Raw genomic sequence first — 17,189 nt, 5'->3', positions numbered from 1 at the left:
CTTCGTGATCGGATACCACAGGCTCACTCGATGGCGTATGGCCAGATTGGTAAGGTTCGGGCGGGGCTTTTGGTTCCGCTTTGCCTGGCAGCGGCGGCACCGTTTGCGTTGGCCCTGGTCAATCAGCCGGCCGCGCCGATCGGCGAGCCGATTGCTCCGATAACGGGCACTGGTCCTTTCGAACAGGCGAAGATCGCCCTTGGCGAGAGCCTGTTCAACGATGTCCGGCTGTCGCATGACGATGTCATCGCCTGCAGCGGTTGCCACAGGCTCGATCTCAGCGGCGACGACGGCAGGGCTCGTTCCACGGCGGCGGATGGCGGGCAGCTCGATTTCAATGCGCCGACCGTCTTCAGCGCAGCGCTCAATTTCCGGCTGAACTGGCGCGGCAATTTCCGCACTGTCGAGGAGCAGAACGAGGCAGTCCTGCTCGATGACAGGCTGATGAATACGAGTTGGGAAGAATTGCTGCCGAAACTGCGCTCCGACCCGGACTATTCGCGGCGGTTCGTGACGCTCTACGGCGCGGCTCCCGGCCGGACGGATGTGCTCGACGCCCTGGCCATCTTTCAACGCTCGCTGATCACGCCCAACGCCCGTTTCGACCGCTATCTCAAGGGCGAGCGCGACGCCATCAAGGCGGACGAGGAGCATGGCTATCAATTGTTCAAGGCGTTTGGCTGCGTCGCTTGCCATCAGGGCGCCAATGTCGGCGGCAATTTGTTTCAGAAGTTCGGCATCTTTCGGAATCCCTTCGCCGGTCAGAAAACCTTGTCCCAGGCGGATCTCGGCCGCTTCGCCATTACCGGCGTCGAGAGCGACCGCCATGTCTTCCGCGTTCCCAGCCTGCGCAATGTCGCGGTGACGGCGCCGTATTTCCACGACGGCCGCACCGCATCGCTCGCAGACGCAGTAAAGATCATGGCGCGGAGCCAACTCGGCCGGGAACTCGACCAGCGCGATACCGATCTCATCGTCAAGTTCCTTGCGACGCTGACGGGGGAATATCGCGGCCAGCCGTTGACCAGCGCAGCGGATCGTCTGCAGCAATGAAGTCGCTATCCATCCTGGCGCCGGTCGTCGCGTGCCTGCTCATCGTCCTGACCTACCTCCTGCTGCAGGGCGCGGCTCCTAATGCCGCGCGCCACGAACGCACGCTCGACGCTCTCAGGACCGTCATCCTCTATAACGCTGCCCTGCAGCGCGATGTGTTGCGGGCACGGGCGGGGCTGTTGCGCAGCTACGATCCGCTTGTGCGGTCGATCGAGAACCTGAATGAGGCGACGCGGACGCTGCCGGCTGCCGGGGACGTCGCAAGCGGCGAAGCACGGGCGGACATCGAGAGGCGGATTGCCGATGTCATTGCCGCGGTGCGCGACGAGGAAACGCTCGTCGAGGCGTTCAAGTCGGACAACGCGCTGCTGCAGAACTCTTTGAACTATTTCAACTATATGAGCGGCCGGCTCACGACCGAGGGCGACGGCCTTCGAGCGGTCGAGATCGGAGCCCTGATGATCGCCATGTCGCGGTTCATCAGCGATCCCCGGCCGGAGGCGGCAAGGGCAGTGACCGCCTCGCTTGACCGGCTGGCCAGGCCATCCGTCGATGCCGTGGCTGCAAGCGATGTCCTCTCCCTTGTCTCCCACGGCCGGCTTATCGTCACCAGGCTTCCGGCGGTCGACGATCTCGTCTCCCGCCTGCAGACTGCGCCAACGAGCGAACGGGCCCGCGCTCTGCAGGACCTGTATCTCGATATGCATGGGCGCGCGGCGGCACGGGCTGCGCGGTTCCAGACGCTGCTCTACGTCGCGGCGCTGGTCCTGGTGGGCTATGTGGCTTACCTGTTCGCCCGCCTGCGCCACAATGCGCGGATCCTGCGCGAGCGGCTGGAATTCGAAGGCTTGATCGCTTCGATCTCGACACAGTTCATCAATCTGCCGCGTGACCGCATCCGGGCCGGCATCAGCAAGGGCCTCGCGCGCCTGGTGGAACATGCCGGGCTCGACGGCGCCCAGATTTTCGTCAGCCGCACATACGATGCCAATCTTTCCGGCGGCTATTTCTATCGCCGCCCGAGCGGAAGCGCGACGGCCCGCCGCCTGCCGAATGATTTGATCGATCTGGCTTCACGCTGGACGCTCGCGGACCATGAACGGCAAGGCTGTATCGACGTCCCCCGCGTCGGCGAGCTTCCGGAGGGGCGGGAGAGGGCATGCCTGCAGGCGCATCAAATTCGATCGTGGCTGTGCATACCGATGTGGCATGCCGAAGAGCGGCTGGGTTTTCTGGCTCTCGATGGCGTAACGCACGAAAAGCATTGGACCGACGACGACATCGCGCTGCTGCGCACTGCCGCCGAGATCTTCGCCAATGCCATCGCGCGCCAACACAACGAACGGGAACGCGAAGCGCTGCAGGCGCGGCTCAACCAATCGCAGCGGCTGGAAGCAATCGGAACGCTGGCCGGCGGCATAGCGCACGAGTTCAACAACATTCTCAGCGCCGTCCTCGGCTATAGCGAGATGGCGCTGGTGGTGCTGCTGAAGGAGTCTCGTGCGCGGCGCTACGTCCAGCAGATCATGAAGGCCGGCAGGCGGGCGCAGGACGTCACGGAGCAGATCCTTGCCTTCAGCCGTCGCCGCGAGCGGCAGCATCACGCGCTGCGGGTGCAGCCCGTGATTGCGGAGGCGGTCGATCTGCTGCGCGCCTCGTTCCCCGCCACGCTTGCAGTGGAGACGCATCTTGCAGCCGCGGATGCCGCGATGACGGGCGATCCGACCGAGCTTCAGCAGGTGGTGATGAATCTCGGTACCAACGCGGCGCAGGCGATGAACAGCCGCGGCGTATTGGAGATCGCTCTCGACATGACGGAGATCAACGAGGCGCAGGCGCTGTCGCACGGCAACCTGCCTGCCGGCCGTTATATCCGCCTTGCCGTCAGGGACACCGGCAGCGGCATGGATCAGGCGACTCTCGAGCGCATCTTCGAGCCGTTCTTTACGACCAAGCCGGCAGGGCACGGCACCGGGCTCGGCCTGTCGACGGTGCACGGCATTGTCGCGGCACATCGGGGTGCGGTGGACGTGATGAGCCAACTGGGCCAAGGCACGACCTTCGAGATCTATTTTCCGCAGATCGAACCCGCTTCAGCCCAAGCGGATGAGGGCGAGGGCGAGGCCACCGAGGTTCCGGTCGAGTATGGCACCGGCGAGACGATCCTGGTTGTCGATGACGATACGCCGCTGGTGCAACTTGCCGAGGAGATGCTCGCCGCGCTTGGCTACGAGCCGGTCGGGTTCGACCGCAGCCCCGCGGCTCTCAATGCCTTCCGTGCCGATCCGGGGCGCTTCGACCTGGTGCTGACGGACGAGGTCATGCCTGACATGACCGGGGTCGAGTTCTCCGGCAAGTTGCATGAGATCCGGTCTGACCTGCCAATTGTCCTGATGACCGGTTACGGCCGCACGCTGCGATCGCGTCAACTGGCGGCGGCCGGCATAAGCGAAGTCATCAAGAAACCGCTGCTGTCGGCCTCTGTTGCACAATGCCTTGCCCGCCATCTGCATTCAGGCTGATCACGGTCGGCCGGGCTCCTCGTTACAACCGTAACCAAAATTCCGCCTGGCTGAAATCAACCTGTAGCCGGGCGTTTCTATGTTTCACGCCCAGATCGTGATCGCGAAAAGACCATGATCCCGAAAAAGTGGACCGGCAGGAGAAGCTGATGACACGGTGGGTTCTCATCGGAATTACCGCCCTTGGCCTGAGCGGGTTGCTCGCCACCGTAACGCTCGACCCCAGTGAGATGGGTGCGGCGGCGGCGATCGACTCGATCGAGCGCGGTCGATACCTGGCAAAGATCGGTGGCTGCAACGATTGCCACACGCCAAATTATCTGGAGAAGGCCGGCAACGTTCCGGAGGATCGATGGCTGATCGGCGACTCGCTTGGCTTCAATGGGCCGTGGGGCACGACCTACCCGACGAATCTTCGCCAGCTTTTGCGCACGATGAGCGAAGACGAGTGGGTAAAGTCAGCGCGTACAATCGAGACGCGCCCGCCTATGCCGTGGTTCAACCTGCGCGCCATGACCGAGGCCGACCTGCGCGCCATCCACCGCTATGTGCTTTCGCTGCCGGCAGACGATACGCCGGTTCCGGATTATGTGCCGCCCGGTCGTCCGTCGAAGACACCGCATATCGTGTTCGTCCCGCAGGCTCCGAAGCCGTAGCCGCGTCCGAAAGACGTAGTCGCCGCCGAAGATCCGGGGGCAGGGGGATGTTCTCCGCCTGTGCGGTACGTCAGACACGGCCGTCTGTTTCGGTCGTAACGCAATTCCCGATTCCGGAAATCGCGTTGTAGCACTGATCGCCGATCGTGACGGTCCAACCGGGGCGGTCAGATGGATGCCCGGCGATCAGGAAAAGTCAAAACCAGATAAATCGATCAGGGAGTCAAATAATGGACAATCTGCTTGGCCAATACGCGCCGAAGATCGACCGAGATCAAGGCACCGCGGATCCGCGTCCCTATGCCTTGGGCTACACGGAACGTGAATTCCAGCGCCTGGAACTGCAGGGAGCGCTCATTCACGACCTTACGGAGGATTTCCTGCGCCGCGCGGGGCTGGGACCGGGCATGCGCGTGCTCGACATTGGCTGCGGCGTCGGCGACGTCTCCTTGCTGGCCGGGAAGCTGGTCGGGCCCTCGGGAAGAGTGCTCGGCGTCGATCGCTCGGCGGGGGCAGTGGACATTGCCGAGCGGCGCGCCACCGAATCCGGCCAGTGCTACTGGACACGCTTTACCACCAGCGAGCTTGATACATTCTCACCCGACGAGACGTTCGATGCGGTGATCGGCAGGCTCGTCCTGATGTATCTGCCCGATCCGGCCGCAACCCTGCGCAGGCTTGTCGGGTTTCTTCGGCCGGGCGGCATCGTCGCCTTCCAGGAAATGGCAATGCCGCTCACCCGCAGTTTTCCGGAGGCGCCGCTGTTCAGCAAATGCCGCGGCTGGATAATCGAGACGATCGAGCGGGCAGGTTTCGAGGTCGACATGGGTGGCAGGCTACCGATGGTCTTCGCCGGCGCAGGGCTGCCGGCGCCGCAGATGAATTCCGCCGGCCTCGCCGGTAGCGGGCCCGACTCGCCGGTCTACGACTATGTTGCCGAGACCTTGCGCAGCCTGATGCCGATGGCCGAGGCGGTCGGCGCCGCGACCGCCACCGAAATGAGGGTTGATACGCTCGCCGAGCGACTGCGCAGCGAGGCCGTCGAACAGCAGATGTGCATTATGCTGCCGCCCCTTGTCGGCGCATGGGCAAATACGCAGGGATGACGAAGGAGAGATCGATGCTCGACACTGCCGTCAGCGAGCACGCGGGCCATCTCGTCGATCCATACAATGTCGAGACGCTCGACGTGCTGGGACCTGTGGTCCAGTTTCTTACACCGTCGCGCGATGGCGAGCCTTGCGTCATGCGCGGCACCATACCGCCGGGCGTAGTCGTGCCGCTGCACAGCCACGCCGACCCGGAGACCTTCATCCAGATTTCCGGCGAGATCGAAGGGCTTTCGCAGTCGCCGGAAGGCTTCGTCTGGGTAGCCATCCGGCCGGGCGATATTTTCCACGTGCCGGGCGGGGCGAAGCACGCCTTTCGGAACCTGTCGACCGGGCCGGCCGTGATGATCCTCGTCAGCACGTCAACGATCGGCCGGTTCTTCCGGGAAATCGGCAAGCCGATCACCGGGGAAAGCAGGCATTCTGATCTTCCCTCAGCCGATGCGATGCAGCATTTCCTGAAGACCGCCGCGGCATATGGCTACTGGAACGCAACGCCGGAAGAGAATGCGAGTGTAGGTCTTTCACCGACGCCCCGCTGATCTGGACAGCGCCGGCAAAGCTTCCACGGCAGCACGCGGAGTCGCTGCGGCGATCTGTCAGGCGCGGTGGCCTGGCTCGGCGGCTCACGGGCCTGCTTCGAGGAAAGCCCGGGCAAACCCGGGTTGCGCTGCTTCTATCGTTCCATCGGGCAGCTTCAAGAGCCGGTCGATTGCGATGCCGTAGAGCCGCATCCGATCGTCGAGCAGCCGCGCCGCTTCGTCGATATTGCCCTGCTCGGCCTTCAGCAGGGCGCGGTGCATTACATCCCGAAAGATCAGCCGCAGCTGCAAGAACATCTCGGCGAAGGCTTCCGGGTCGGGCACGTCGAAGATGCCTTCGTCGCTGCCTTTCCTGAGCAGATCGGTGATTATCGGCATGGCCAATTCCCTGGCCGCCTGGTCGACCCGATGGAAGAGGGCAAGGTTCTCGGGCCGGAACAGGACGAAAAATGTCTTGCGCATGTGCGGAGCAAGCTCGACGTTCAGCCGCCGCGAGCCGGCAAACAGGGCATTGAGCCGGCCAAGCCCATCGAGTGAGGGATCGTTGAGCACGGGCTGCAACTCGGTGAAGCTGTCGCGGGCGAGACGTGTGGCGAGCGCCTCCAGCAGGGCCTCTTTCGATGCGAAATAGTGGTAGAACGCGCCCTTCGACAGGCCGGCCTCGCGGATGATGTCGTTCACCGTCGTGTTGTCGTAGCCGCGCTCGAAGAAAAGCCGCTGGGCGCAGTCGAGGAGCTCGGCGGATCGTATCTCCGGCGGCTTTATCATTCGGGGCAAATCGAACCTCACAAAGTGCAGGTGGAGCAAGAGGAGCACGAACCGGAGCTTTATGCAACTTTTATAGACCGACGGTCGGTCTAGTGCTATTATCTGTCACCGCAGGACATTCGGATTCGATCATGAAGGAGAGTCCCTTGCGACGGATACGCTGGACTGTCGGCATCGTTGTTGTCGCGGCCGCGGCTGCTTTCGGCGCTTGGTATCTTTGGCAACCGGCCAAGGTTTCGCTGGTGACGCCACAACGCGGCGACGCGGCGGAAATCGTTTACGCGAGTGGCTCCGTCGAGCCGCGAACCTGGGCCAAGGTAACTCCGGTGGTTCGCGAAAGGATCGTCGAGCAATGCAATTGCGAGGGGTCGAGGGTTGCACAAGGCGACGTGCTCGCCACGCTCGACGACAGCGAGGCCCGGGCCGTGCTTGGCGAACTCGAAGCGCGTCAAGCGCTTGCCCAGGAAGAGCTCCGGCGGCTGACGGTGCTTGCCGAAAGGCGTGCGGCGAGCCAGCAGGCTCTCGATCGTGCGCAGAGCGAGCTCGGCCAGATCGAAGCGCTGGTCGCCGGACAGAAAGCGCGACTTGACACCTACGTGTTACGCGCGCCGAGCGCCGGTGTCGTGCTTAGGCAGGACGGCGAGGTGGGTGAGGTCGCCGAACTCGGCACGGTGTTGTTCTGGGTCGGCGAGCCGAAGCCGCTCCTGGTGGTCGCCGAGGTCAACGAGGAGGACATACCCCGGGTCGAGGTCGGCCAGCGCGCGCTGCTTAAATCCGACGCGTTCCTCCAGCAGAACCTGGAAGCCGTGGTCGACAGCATCACACCCAAGGGCGATCCGGTGACGAAGACCTATCGCGTCCGGTTCCGCCTGCCGGACGATACGCCGCTTCGTATCGGCATGTCGACCGACGTGAACATCGTCATCCGCGTTTCGAAAAATGCGCTGTTGATCCCGCCCGTTGCTGTGGACGGGAATAAGGTGTTCGTCGTCGAAGGCGACAAGGCCTGGCGACGTGAAATCCGAACCGGCATTCGCGGCACCAATGGCATCGAGGTTCTGTCGGGGCTCGATGAGAAGGCTCGCGTCGTCTCGCCCTATCCCGCCGACCTCACCGACGGCGCGCGCGCCAACATCACTGGCGCCCAGGAGCGATGAAGCAGGATGCCGCTCATCTTCGACATCGCCCTCACGCACATTGCCGGCCGCGGTCGCCAGACGCTGGTTGCCGTGATCGGCGTTGCGGTCGGTGTCGGATTCTCCATTGCCATGGCGGCGCTGATGCAGGGTGGGCAGGACGATTTCGTCAGGCAGCTCGTCGACACGATGCCGCATGTCGACATCACCGACGAGCAGCGCACAGCCCGCCGTCAACCGGCTGAGGATGCTTTTGCGACAGTGGCGATTTCCGGGCTCAGGCCACGTGACGATCGACGCGGCATCATCAACCCGACCGCCGCGACCTCCTGGCTGGAGAGCTGGATTCCCGGTCGGTTCGCGGCAAGCCTCAAAACGCAGGGTGTGATCCGCTTTTCCAGCCGCGAAGTCGGCGCGGCGATCATTGGCATCGAACCAGAGCGCGAGTCCGGCGTGTCGCCGATTGTCGGAAACTTCGTCGAAGGCAGCTTTTCGGCGCTTGCCGCGGGCGGCAACAACGTGCTCATCGGCGACACGATGGCGAGCCGGCTCGGCGCCGGGTTCGGTGACACAATAACGGCGGTTTCCGCCGAGGGACTGACGCGCAACTTCAAGATCGCCGGCCTGTTCCACACCGGCACCACCGCGCGCGACGAAGGCGAGGCCTATGTGCTTCTGAAAAACGCGCAGATCCTCTCGGCGCGTCCGAACGCCATCAACGAGATCCGCATCAAGCTCGACGATCCTGACCGCGCTCCGGCGGTGGCGCAGCGTGCCGAGGCCGAACTGGGCTACAAGGCGGTGGCGTGGCAGGAGGCCAATGAATCGATCCTCGAAGCGCTCGTCGTACGCAACGTCATCATGTACACCGTTGTCGGCGCGATCATGCTAGTCGCTGGCTTCGGCATCTACAACATCATCTCCACCATCACGCACGAAAAGGCGCGCGACATCGCCATCATGAAGTCGCTTGGCTTCCCGGAATCCGACATGCGCCGGCTCTTTCTGCTGGAAGGCGTCGCGATCGGCGCTGCCGGCTCCGTGCTCGGCGGGCTGCTCGGCGTCTCCATGACCTATGCGCTGTCTCTGGTGCGTTTCGAGATCGCCGCGACCGGCCAGGAGATGACCCGCCTGCCGATCGCCTGGAGCTTGATGCACTACGTCATCGCGTCGGCTTTCGCGCTGGGCTCGGCGGCAGTGGCCGGCTACCTGCCGGCGCGTCGTGCGGCGCGCCTGAACCCCGTCGAGATCATCAGAGGCGCGTCATGAGCGCACTCATCGAGACCAAGAAACTGACCCGCGTGTTGCCCGAGACGGTTCCCGTCACGCTGGTCAAGGACATCACGCTGGCGATCAACGAAAGGGAATTCGTCGCCGTCACCGGTCCCTCCGGCTCCGGAAAATCGTCATTGCTCTATCTGCTCGGGCTGCTCGACCGGCCGACCGCCGGGACGTTGACAATAGGCGGCCGCGACGCCGAGCCGATGAATGAAAGGGAGCGCGCGCGGACCAGGCTTTCGATGCTGGGCTTCGTGTTCCAGTTCCACTTTCTGCTGCCGGAGTTCACGGCGCGCGAAAATGTCGAAATCCCAATGCGCAAGCTTGGCCGGCTGGCGCGTCCTCAGATGCGCGAACGGGCCGGTGAGCTGCTCTCATCCCTGGGACTCGGCGAACATCTCGACAAGCGGCCTGACCAACTCTCGGGCGGCCAGCGTCAGCGCGTCGCGGTAGCACGCTCGCTCGCCAACGACCCGCCGCTTATCCTCGCCGATGAGCCGACGGGGAGCCTCGACAGCAAGAGCTCCGAGCAGGTCTTCGCAATCCTGGAGAACCTGGTACGCGAGGGTGGCAAGACCGTCGTGGCAGTTACGCATGATCTCGACATGGCGGCGCGCATGGATCGCCGCATTCACATCGTGGACGGGAAGATCGGCTGAACCGGAACCAATCGGCGTTCATCGGATCAGGCATGGCGCGAGCCTGTCCAATGATCACCGGGGTCGCGATCAGGACACTCGCGCCGCGCCGAAATTGGCCGCGAGCCAGGCTATCGCCTCGGTCACGTCGTCGAGACCATAGCTTGCAACCGTCGGCCCGCGCGGTTTTACGCGGATAGAGATGCCGTTGGCTTCGTTTATTGCCTCGAAACCGTTTTCGTCCGAAGTGTCGTCTCCAAGGAATACGGGGCGCCGACCGGCAAAGGGCTGGATTTCCATGAAACGCCGGATGGCAGCTCCTTTGACGGCTTCCAGCGGCATGAGTTCAACGCCAGCGTTTCCCGCAATCACGCGGTAGCCGGGCGGAAGTTGCGTCAATGCCTGTTCGACAAGCTGCGTTGCCCGGGCAAGCAGTTGCGGCGCAGCGCGGGTATGGATGGCCAGGACCGGTCCCTTGCGCTCGACGTAGACCTTGCCTCCACCCAGTTCGGCCTCAATCTCGTCGGCAAGAGCCGCGATATCCGCCGGAGCGTCGGCAAGCTCGACTTGACCGTCCGCCGTCAACCGATGTTCGAGTCCGTACAGCCCTGCAACGCGCAGCTTCAGGGGATGAAACAATCTGTCCACGGCAGAGACCGAACGCCCGGTGATGAAGGCGAGGGCGCCGCCCAGCCTCCGCTCGATTTTTCCGAGAAGCTCACGCAGTTCATCACCGACGAAGACGGCATCCGGATGAGCGGCATGTTCCAGCAAGGTGCCGTCGATATCGAGAAAAAGCGCCCATTGCCCTTCCGGCAGGTCGGGGGCCAGCGGCAGTCGAAGGTCCGTCACGACGCCGCCTTTCGTGCCCGCTCGAAGATGGAAACGACGTTGTTGCTGTTGGATGGCCGCTCGCCGTTGCCGGTCACCCCGCGCTTGCGAAGGCGCGCAGCGTCCAGCAGCATGCTGCCGGCCCAGCGATAGACGTTGTTGTCGCGGACCATCTCGCGCATGGGCCGCATCCGCTCGCGCTGCTCGTCCGGCGTCATGGTCAACGCCTGCAGCAGCGCCTCGCTCATCATGGTCGCATCATAGGGGTTGACGATCAGTGCCTCCAGCAGTTCGCGCGAAGCGCCGGCAAAGGTGCTGAGCAACAGCACGCCCTGTTCGTCGTCGCGTGCTGCGACGAATTCCTTGGCCACCAGGTTCATGCCGTCATGCAGGCTGGTGACCATGCATATGTCGGCGGCGCGATAGATCTGGTAGACCTGCTCCTGCGAATGATGTTCGGCGAGCATCAGGACGGGACTGTAGTTCTCTCCGCCATAGCGCTGGTTGAGCTCTTCGGCATAGCGAAGGCATTCGTCATGAAGCTGCTGGTAGGCTGGCAATGAGCCCCGGCTGGGCGCCGCGACCTGCAGGAAAACCACTCTGCCTACCCATTCGGAATGTCGCGTGAACAATTCGTCCAAGGCGTGAAAGCGATCGAGAATGCCTTTGGTGTAGTCGAGGCGCTCGACGCCGACGCACAGTTTGACGTTCGCCGGCAGCCCGAATCTTTGGCGGACACGGGCACGGCATTCCTCGACAGCCGGCAATCTTGCCAGCAGTTCGGCCGGCCATTCTATGGAGATGGGGTAAGCGTGGACCAGCGTCGTTTGCCCGCCATAGGAGATCGCCGCGTCCGCCCGTTCTATCCGGCTTTCCAGGAAGCGATCGACGCTCTCGGTGAAATTATTGGCATGAAACTGCGTATGGAAGCCGATGATGGAGCTGCCCAGCAAGCCTTCCAGGATCCGTTCACGCCATGGACAGATGCTGTACACTTCCGAGTTGGGCCATGGGATATGCCAGAAAGTAATGATGATCGCCTCGGGCAGGCGCTCACGGATCATGCGCGGCAAGAGCGCGAAATGGTAGTCCTGAACCAGCACGATCGGCCGCTCGTTGCGCGCTTCGGCAACCACCGTATCGGCGAACTTCCGGTTGACCGCCTCATAGACCTGCCAGTCCGAGGCGCGAAAAATCGGGCGAGTGAAGGCGATATGACAAAGCGGCCACAGACCTTCATTGGCGAAGCCTAGATAATAGGCCTGGTATTCTTCCTCGGTCAGCCAGACCCTGCGCAGCGTGTAGGAGGGATTGCCAGGCGGCACCTCAACCCGGTCGTTCTCGTCGACGGTGAGACGGTCCGCTGTTCCGCCGCCATACGCAATCCAGGTACCGGCACAGGCGCGGGTGATAGGCTCAAGTGCCGAAACCAGCCCGCTGGCCGGTACCAGGAGCTCGATGCCGTCATCCCTGGTGTTGTGGATGTAGGGCTCGCGGTTGGATACGACGACCACCTGCGTCTCCGGCAGATCGTCGGCCAGGATCTTGCGCAACGTGTCGGGCGACCATGTGATCAGCGCTGCATCGGCCGAGTGGCCATTCTTTTCAAACTCCCGCAGCACGGTGCGAGCCGCTTCCGAAGCCAAGTCATCGCCTGCGGAGGATGCGGCCGCTGGTATGTGGCGCCAGCGGGATATCGAGAACACCAGGGCAACAGCGGAAAGGCCAAGGCTTGCAATGATTAGAACCCAGAGTACCTCTATGCCAAAGTCTGACATGGGAACAACGATCTTCTCCGGCCGGTCGGTGGCCATTTTATTTGTTTTTCGAATTCGCGGCCGCCAATCAGCTGCCGTGCGTCGGAACGCTCGGACGGGCCATCGGTTCCGCTAATTGCAGCCCCGCGGTTGGTTCCATGCGAAAAGCCAAGCTAGGTCCGCACGACGAGCGGCACCAACCCCTCATGCCGTTCGGCGAGAAAGGCGACGACCCTGTCGCCGACACGCTGGAATGTCAGATCCACTTTCCTGGTGCCAACCCCAAGATGCCTCAGCGTGAGCGTGTCGATACCAATCGGCAGCCTGGGACGCGTGACGTGGATTTCGCCGTCCCAGCCGTCGATCTCGAGGCCGAGGCAGGCCTGCATCAGCATGAAGGCAGAACCGGCCGACCACGCCTGCGGCAGGCAGGCGACGGGATAGGCGATGGGCGCTTCGCCCGGCGCGCGGGTAAAGCCGCAGAACAGTTCGGGCAGCCGCATGTTGAAATGGACAGCCGATTCGAAGGTGCTGCTCATCAGCCGGATCACGCTTTCGCGCTCGCCAAAGCGTGCCAGACCGGCGCCGCATATTGCGGTGTCATGCGGCCAGATCGAGCCGTTGTGGTATGACATCGGGTTGAAGAACACAGCATCGTCAGCGAGCGTCCTCAGCCCCCAGCCGGAATGGAAGGACGCCGAAAGCAGCTGGTCGGCGACCATCTGCGCCCGTGCCGGCGCGGGGAGGCCGACATAGAGAAGGTGCCCGGCATTAGACGTCCGCACCTTGCAGGGCTCGCCGGCGCCGTCGACCGCCAAGGCATAGAAGCCGAGATCGTCCAGCCAGAAATGGCGTTCGACAGCGGCGCGCATGGCCTCGGCGCTGCTCTCCCAATGATCGGCCCTGTCGATTTCGCCGCGGCGGCGGGCGAGCGCCGCCAATCCCCGGAACGCCGCAAAGGCATAGCCTTGCACCTCCACCAGGGCGATCGGTCCCTTCGGGATTCGGCCGTCGGCATGGAACACGGAATCGCCGCTGTCCTTCCATCCCTGGTTGGCGAGGCCGGTCTCGGCGGCACGCTGATAGGTGACGAAGCCGGTCGGCCGGCTCGCCTCCTCGATCCATTCAGCCGCAGCGCAGAGCGACGGCCACTGGCTGTCGACGAACGCCATATCACCGGTACGGTCCGCATAGGCGCAGGCGAGATGGATGTAGAGTGGCGTCGTGTCGACACCGCCATAGTAGCGGCCGAAGGGGAGTTCCCGCAGCGCCGCCATTTCGCCTTTGCGGGTCTCATGCATGATCTTGCCCGGCTGCGAATCGCTGAACGGCGATGTCTCCGTCGCCTGGTGCTGGGCAAGGAAGGCCAGCACGCCTCGCGCCAAGCCCGGGTTGAGCCACAGCATCTGCAAGGCGGAGATCACGCCATCGCGGCCGAACGCCGTCGAAAACCAGGGGATGCCCGCATAGGGGTAGGGTCCGGTCGTAAGCTCGGTGGTCAGCAGCGCCACATCCGCGCGGGCGCGCTCGACCCAATCGTTGAAGACGCGCCCGGAACTGTGCATCGTAGCACCATGGCGGCGTTTGGCCCGCATGCCGAAGCGAGCCCGGGCCGCGGCGGCGCGGAAGCGGTCGCGGTTCGGTGTTTCCGCCATTTCGGGACCGACTTCGACATACAGCACCTTGCTGCTGCGCCTCGTCACGGCAATCAGAAAGTCCGCTCGGTCGCCCGTCAGCTGGTCTGGCGCCTGCGAGAACGATATCGCCGACATCCGCGCCAGCCCGTCCAACCCGTCGTAGCGAAGCAGCACGCAGGTCGCATCCGTCTTGGCCGCATGGGCCATGCCGCGCTTCAGTCTTGTCGAGCCGCGCACTTCGAACATGTCGCGGAAATCGGCGGAAAAATGCAGCGAAACGCGGATGGTGGAGTGTTCCTGGCTATAGTTGGAAAGGGTGACGCGTTCAAACAGCCGGTCCTGCCAAAGCAGCCTGACGCGTTCGATATGGATCGCGCCCTGCGGAATGTCCCGGCCGCGGACGCTCTGCATCGGCAGATTGGTCAGGTTGGAGGTGAAGAGCACATTGTCCTGGCTGAGCGACGCACCGAGCAGCGATGTCTGCCGGTCGCCGACGGTCAGCCGGAATTCGGAAAGCACTCGCGTGTCGTCACGGAAGAAACCGTCGCCGGCGCCGCGGATATCGCCGTAGGCGTCGGACACGGCAAAGCAATCGCCTTGCTTGAGGGCGAACAGCCGATGCGGCTCTCGAGGCGCGGTGGCGTCCAGGGACGCAAGTGCCACCGCGGGATCAAGCTGACGCTCGTCGAGTTGGGCCATTCTCTACATATCCTCTCGTTTCGCCCCTGAGGTAATGCCGCTCACGACGCTCTTGCTTCGGCCGAGGCGCCGATCAGGCGCGCATAAACGGAAACATAGTCGCGCGTCATTCTTTTGGCAGAAAACCGCCTTTCGAAGACAGCTCGCACCCTCCGCCTGTCGAGCCGCAGCAAATCGGGCACCGAGGCAACCGCCCCTTGCATGGAATCCACGATAAAACCGGTCACGCCTTGATCGACGATTTCCGGCAAGGCGCCGCAGTTCCAGCCAATCACCGGCGTGCCGCAGGCCATCGCTTCTATGACGGCAAGACCGAACGGCTCCGGCCAGTCGATCGGGAATACGAGGCCGGCCGCGTTGCCGAGGAATTCCGCCTTCTTGTCTTCCTCGATCTCGCCGACATAGTCGACACGATCACCATCGACCAGCGGCTCGACCATTTTGCGGAAATAAGCCCGGTCGTCGTCGCCGATCTTTGCTGCAAGCTTCAGTTTCAGCCCCGAGCGCAGCGCGATCTCAATGGCACGATCCGGACGCTTGTCGCGCGACATCCGGCCAAGGAAGGCGAGGTAGCGCTCCCCTGGGCTCGGCTCGAAAACCGGCCTGTAGAGTTCGGTCGGCAGTCCGTGGTGGATCGTCGCCAGCCAGTTGGCGTCGGCCAGCCCCGTCCTTTGGCTGCCGGACACGGAGATCATCGGAAAGCGCGGAAAACGCTTATAGGCCGGTGCCAGATCGACGTAGTCGAGCCTGCCATGCGGCGTCGTCACCGTCCGCTCATGGATGTGCTCGAAGAAGGAAAAATGCAGGAAATGGCTGAGGTGGAAGTGAATGATGTCAAATTCTTGAGCGCGTTTCCTCACCTCGGAAAGCATCGAAAGGTGCGCGGCCGTCTCGGATTTCAACGGGCTTGGGTCAAGACGCAGCGCACGCTCGCGACACGGCACTAATTTTGCCGAGGTCCTTGTATCGCCACTGGCGAACAAAGTTACGTCATGGCCGAGCTCCACCAACCCTTCAGTCAGATAGGAGACAATGCGCTCCGTGCCTCCATAGAGCCGAGGCGGCACGGATTCGTGGAGCGGCGCCACATGGGCTATTTTCATAGGCTGGCATTTCCCAGAAAGATCATCGCTGATGTCGAAATGCACCACTCCCCCGAACGTTCCGCAACGGCAAGAAGTCGGGCGATGACTGGTGATTCACCCAGCCGGCGTTTTTGCCGGGAACCAATTGGCTGGCCGTGAATTTAACTAGGTTCGATCGAACGCATCGCGATCGACGGGAGGAAAAGATGAATCGCCTGGAATTCTTTACGCCGGTGCGAATTGCGCGCGGGCACGGAGAACCTGTGGAAGAAATCGACAATGTCAGCGAAGCGATGACGTTTTTGCGCCACTGGCCGAAAGGTAGGCGCGGCCCGGTGTATCAATGCGCGCTGAACTGCGCCGCTGCGGCACTGGCAGGTCAGATGTCTGCCGAGGAAGCAAGAAAGGCTTTTGTGGGCTTTGCCCGGATCACCCGGCTCCTGGATGACGACATAGCGCTGCCGATACGCGGCGAAAAGATGGACAGCGCATACACGCCTCGGCGATAGACGCCAGCGCTCTCAGGTGCCAGTTTGCCGACCAGCCCAGTTGGCGAGCAGCATCACCGCGACACCGGCGATCTGCGTCGGCGCGCAGGAAGCCCGGGCGCCTGGATCCAGGCCGACCCCAAAATCATGGCAAGACCGAAATGCGCCCCAGAAGAGCCACCAGTTCCGCCTGACGTCTCGTTTCGGTCTTGGCGAACAGCGAGGCAAGCTGTGAGCGGATCGTGGTGCGACTGAGCCGCCAGCTGCGGGCGATCTCCAAAGGCGCATCGCCCTGAGCCAAACGCAGAGCCAGATGCGTTTCCGCGCTCGTCAAGCCAAACATCCTTTGCAGTGTCTGAGGATTTGGCCCCGACCTGTTCACACGGCCAAGCAATGCCACGATGCTGGTTCCGTCGGGGGCGATAAGACCGTTCTCTTTCAGTACCACCGGCCTGTCACCTGTGCTGCGGATCACCACCCAGGAAAGGGAGCCCGGCAGGAAAGGCGCCGGAACATTTGCGACCAGCCGCCTTAGGGCTGCCGAAAGCGCACTGGCTGTATCAGCCGCTTCGCCTTTGTGCTCCAGAGTGGGGCGCTCCGGTGTGGGGCGCTCCAGCGTGGTTAGAGCGGCCGCGTTCCATTCGATTACTTTTCTGTCGCGGTCTAGTACGAGATAACCACAGCCAAGGCGATCAAGCATGCCGGTGACGGATTCCAGGCTGCGTCTCCTTGGTTCGTCGCCCCCTGTCTCCGGCCGATCTGATGCACGAGCTGAAGGATAAGCATAGGAGGGGCGCGTCACCTGCGCGTCAGGGTTATACTTGGTTCCTGTCGTGATGTACCGGTCGCCCACAACGGCATCACTGTATCTATCGATCATAGCCATTTTCCAACCTCCCCAAAGGTCCATCAGCCCGTAGTAACTTGCCCGGGATTTACGAACAGTCTTCTTGCGCAGGGCTCGCAAAAAATGCGCTCCCTACTGTCTTG

Annotated in this window: 15 protein-coding genes; 9 read left to right on the top strand and 6 right to left on the bottom strand. The window is 63.0% G+C overall.

Going from position 1 to position 17,189, the window contains the following annotated elements:
* The first annotated feature begins 30 nt into the window (after positions 1-30).
* The 5 genes from AC0L2R_RS08500 (at position 31) to AC0L2R_RS08480 (ending at position 5,882) form a co-directional block, all read left to right on the top strand.
* A complete protein-coding gene (locus AC0L2R_RS08500; protein ID WP_473508450.1) occupies positions 31-1,053 on the top strand; it encodes a cytochrome-c peroxidase in 1,023 nt (340 codons plus the stop codon).
* Positions 1,050-3,575 (top strand): two-component system VirA-like sensor kinase, encoded by a 2,526-nt coding sequence (locus tag AC0L2R_RS08495; RefSeq protein WP_473508449.1) that lies wholly within the window; start codon positions 1,050-1,052, stop codon positions 3,573-3,575. Before AC0L2R_RS08500 ends, AC0L2R_RS08495 begins: the two co-directional genes overlap by 4 nt.
* A 149-nt stretch (positions 3,576-3,724) precedes the next feature.
* The gene (locus AC0L2R_RS08490) at positions 3,725-4,231 is read left to right on the top strand and encodes a c-type cytochrome (protein ID WP_473508448.1); all 507 of its coding nucleotides are present in this window, start codon (positions 3,725-3,727) and stop codon (positions 4,229-4,231) included.
* 230 nt (positions 4,232-4,461) lie between these two features.
* A complete protein-coding gene (locus AC0L2R_RS08485) occupies positions 4,462-5,337 on the top strand; it encodes a class I SAM-dependent methyltransferase (RefSeq protein ID WP_473508447.1) in 876 nt (291 codons plus the stop codon).
* Positions 5,338-5,351: 14 nt separating this feature from the next.
* Complete coding sequence (locus AC0L2R_RS08480; RefSeq protein WP_473508446.1) at positions 5,352-5,882, top strand: cupin domain-containing protein; 531 nt, start codon at positions 5,352-5,354, stop codon at positions 5,880-5,882.
* A gap of 84 nt (positions 5,883-5,966) precedes the next feature.
* Here AC0L2R_RS08480 and AC0L2R_RS08475 read toward each other — a convergent pair whose 3' ends face one another.
* Complete coding sequence (locus AC0L2R_RS08475; RefSeq protein ID WP_473508445.1) at positions 5,967-6,650, bottom strand: TetR/AcrR family transcriptional regulator; 684 nt, start codon at positions 6,648-6,650, stop codon at positions 5,967-5,969.
* 131 nt (positions 6,651-6,781) lie between these two features.
* Here AC0L2R_RS08475 and AC0L2R_RS08470 point away from each other — a divergent pair, with 131 nt between their 5' ends.
* Genes AC0L2R_RS08470 through AC0L2R_RS08460 form a run of 3 tightly spaced genes read left to right on the top strand, consistent with a single transcriptional unit; the run spans position 6,782 to position 9,723 of the window.
* Positions 6,782-7,807, top strand: coding sequence for an efflux RND transporter periplasmic adaptor subunit (locus tag AC0L2R_RS08470; RefSeq protein WP_473508444.1), 1,026 nt, complete (start codon positions 6,782-6,784; stop codon positions 7,805-7,807).
* Positions 7,808-7,813: 6 nt separating this feature from the next.
* Positions 7,814-9,055 (top strand): ABC transporter permease, encoded by a 1,242-nt coding sequence (locus tag AC0L2R_RS08465; protein ID WP_473508443.1) that lies wholly within the window; start codon positions 7,814-7,816, stop codon positions 9,053-9,055.
* On the top strand, positions 9,052-9,723 hold the full coding sequence (locus AC0L2R_RS08460; RefSeq protein ID WP_473508442.1) for an ABC transporter ATP-binding protein: 672 nt from the start codon (positions 9,052-9,054) through the stop codon (positions 9,721-9,723). Before AC0L2R_RS08465 ends, AC0L2R_RS08460 begins: the two co-directional genes overlap by 4 nt.
* Before the next feature lie 69 nt (positions 9,724-9,792).
* Here the strand turns inward: AC0L2R_RS08460 and otsB are convergent, their stop codons facing one another.
* The 4 genes from otsB to AC0L2R_RS08440 all read right to left on the bottom strand — a co-directional run bounded on the left by otsB (position 9,793) and on the right by AC0L2R_RS08440 (position 15,729).
* The gene (otsB, locus tag AC0L2R_RS08455; RefSeq protein WP_473508441.1) at positions 9,793-10,554 is read right to left on the bottom strand and encodes a trehalose-phosphatase; all 762 of its coding nucleotides are present in this window, start codon (positions 10,552-10,554) and stop codon (positions 9,793-9,795) included.
* Entirely contained in the window at positions 10,551-12,311 is a 1,761-nt protein-coding gene (locus AC0L2R_RS08450; RefSeq protein ID WP_473508440.1) for an alpha,alpha-trehalose-phosphate synthase (UDP-forming), read from the bottom strand. The genes otsB and AC0L2R_RS08450 overlap by 4 nt, the downstream gene beginning before the upstream one ends.
* Before the next feature lie 152 nt (positions 12,312-12,463).
* On the bottom strand, positions 12,464-14,626 hold the full coding sequence (locus AC0L2R_RS08445; RefSeq protein WP_473508439.1) for an amylo-alpha-1,6-glucosidase: 2,163 nt from the start codon (positions 14,624-14,626) through the stop codon (positions 12,464-12,466).
* A gap of 41 nt (positions 14,627-14,667) precedes the next feature.
* Positions 14,668-15,729, bottom strand: coding sequence for a glycosyltransferase family 4 protein (locus tag AC0L2R_RS08440; protein WP_473508438.1), 1,062 nt, complete (start codon positions 15,727-15,729; stop codon positions 14,668-14,670).
* A 188-nt stretch (positions 15,730-15,917) separates the two neighbouring features.
* Here AC0L2R_RS08440 and AC0L2R_RS08435 point away from each other — a divergent pair, with 188 nt between their 5' ends.
* Complete coding sequence (locus AC0L2R_RS08435) at positions 15,918-16,220, top strand: DUF982 domain-containing protein (RefSeq protein WP_473508437.1); 303 nt, start codon at positions 15,918-15,920, stop codon at positions 16,218-16,220.
* Between the two features lie 124 nt (positions 16,221-16,344).
* Here AC0L2R_RS08435 and AC0L2R_RS08430 read toward each other — a convergent pair whose 3' ends face one another.
* The gene (locus tag AC0L2R_RS08430) at positions 16,345-17,085 is read right to left on the bottom strand and encodes a helix-turn-helix transcriptional regulator (protein WP_473508436.1); all 741 of its coding nucleotides are present in this window, start codon (positions 17,083-17,085) and stop codon (positions 16,345-16,347) included.
* Between the last annotated feature and the right edge of the window lie 104 nt (positions 17,086-17,189).

The organism is Mesorhizobium sp. WSM4820, from assembly GCF_055811075.1.
The sequence above is the reverse complement of the archived record's forward strand: the minus strand, read 5'-3'. Positions and strand labels throughout refer to the sequence as shown.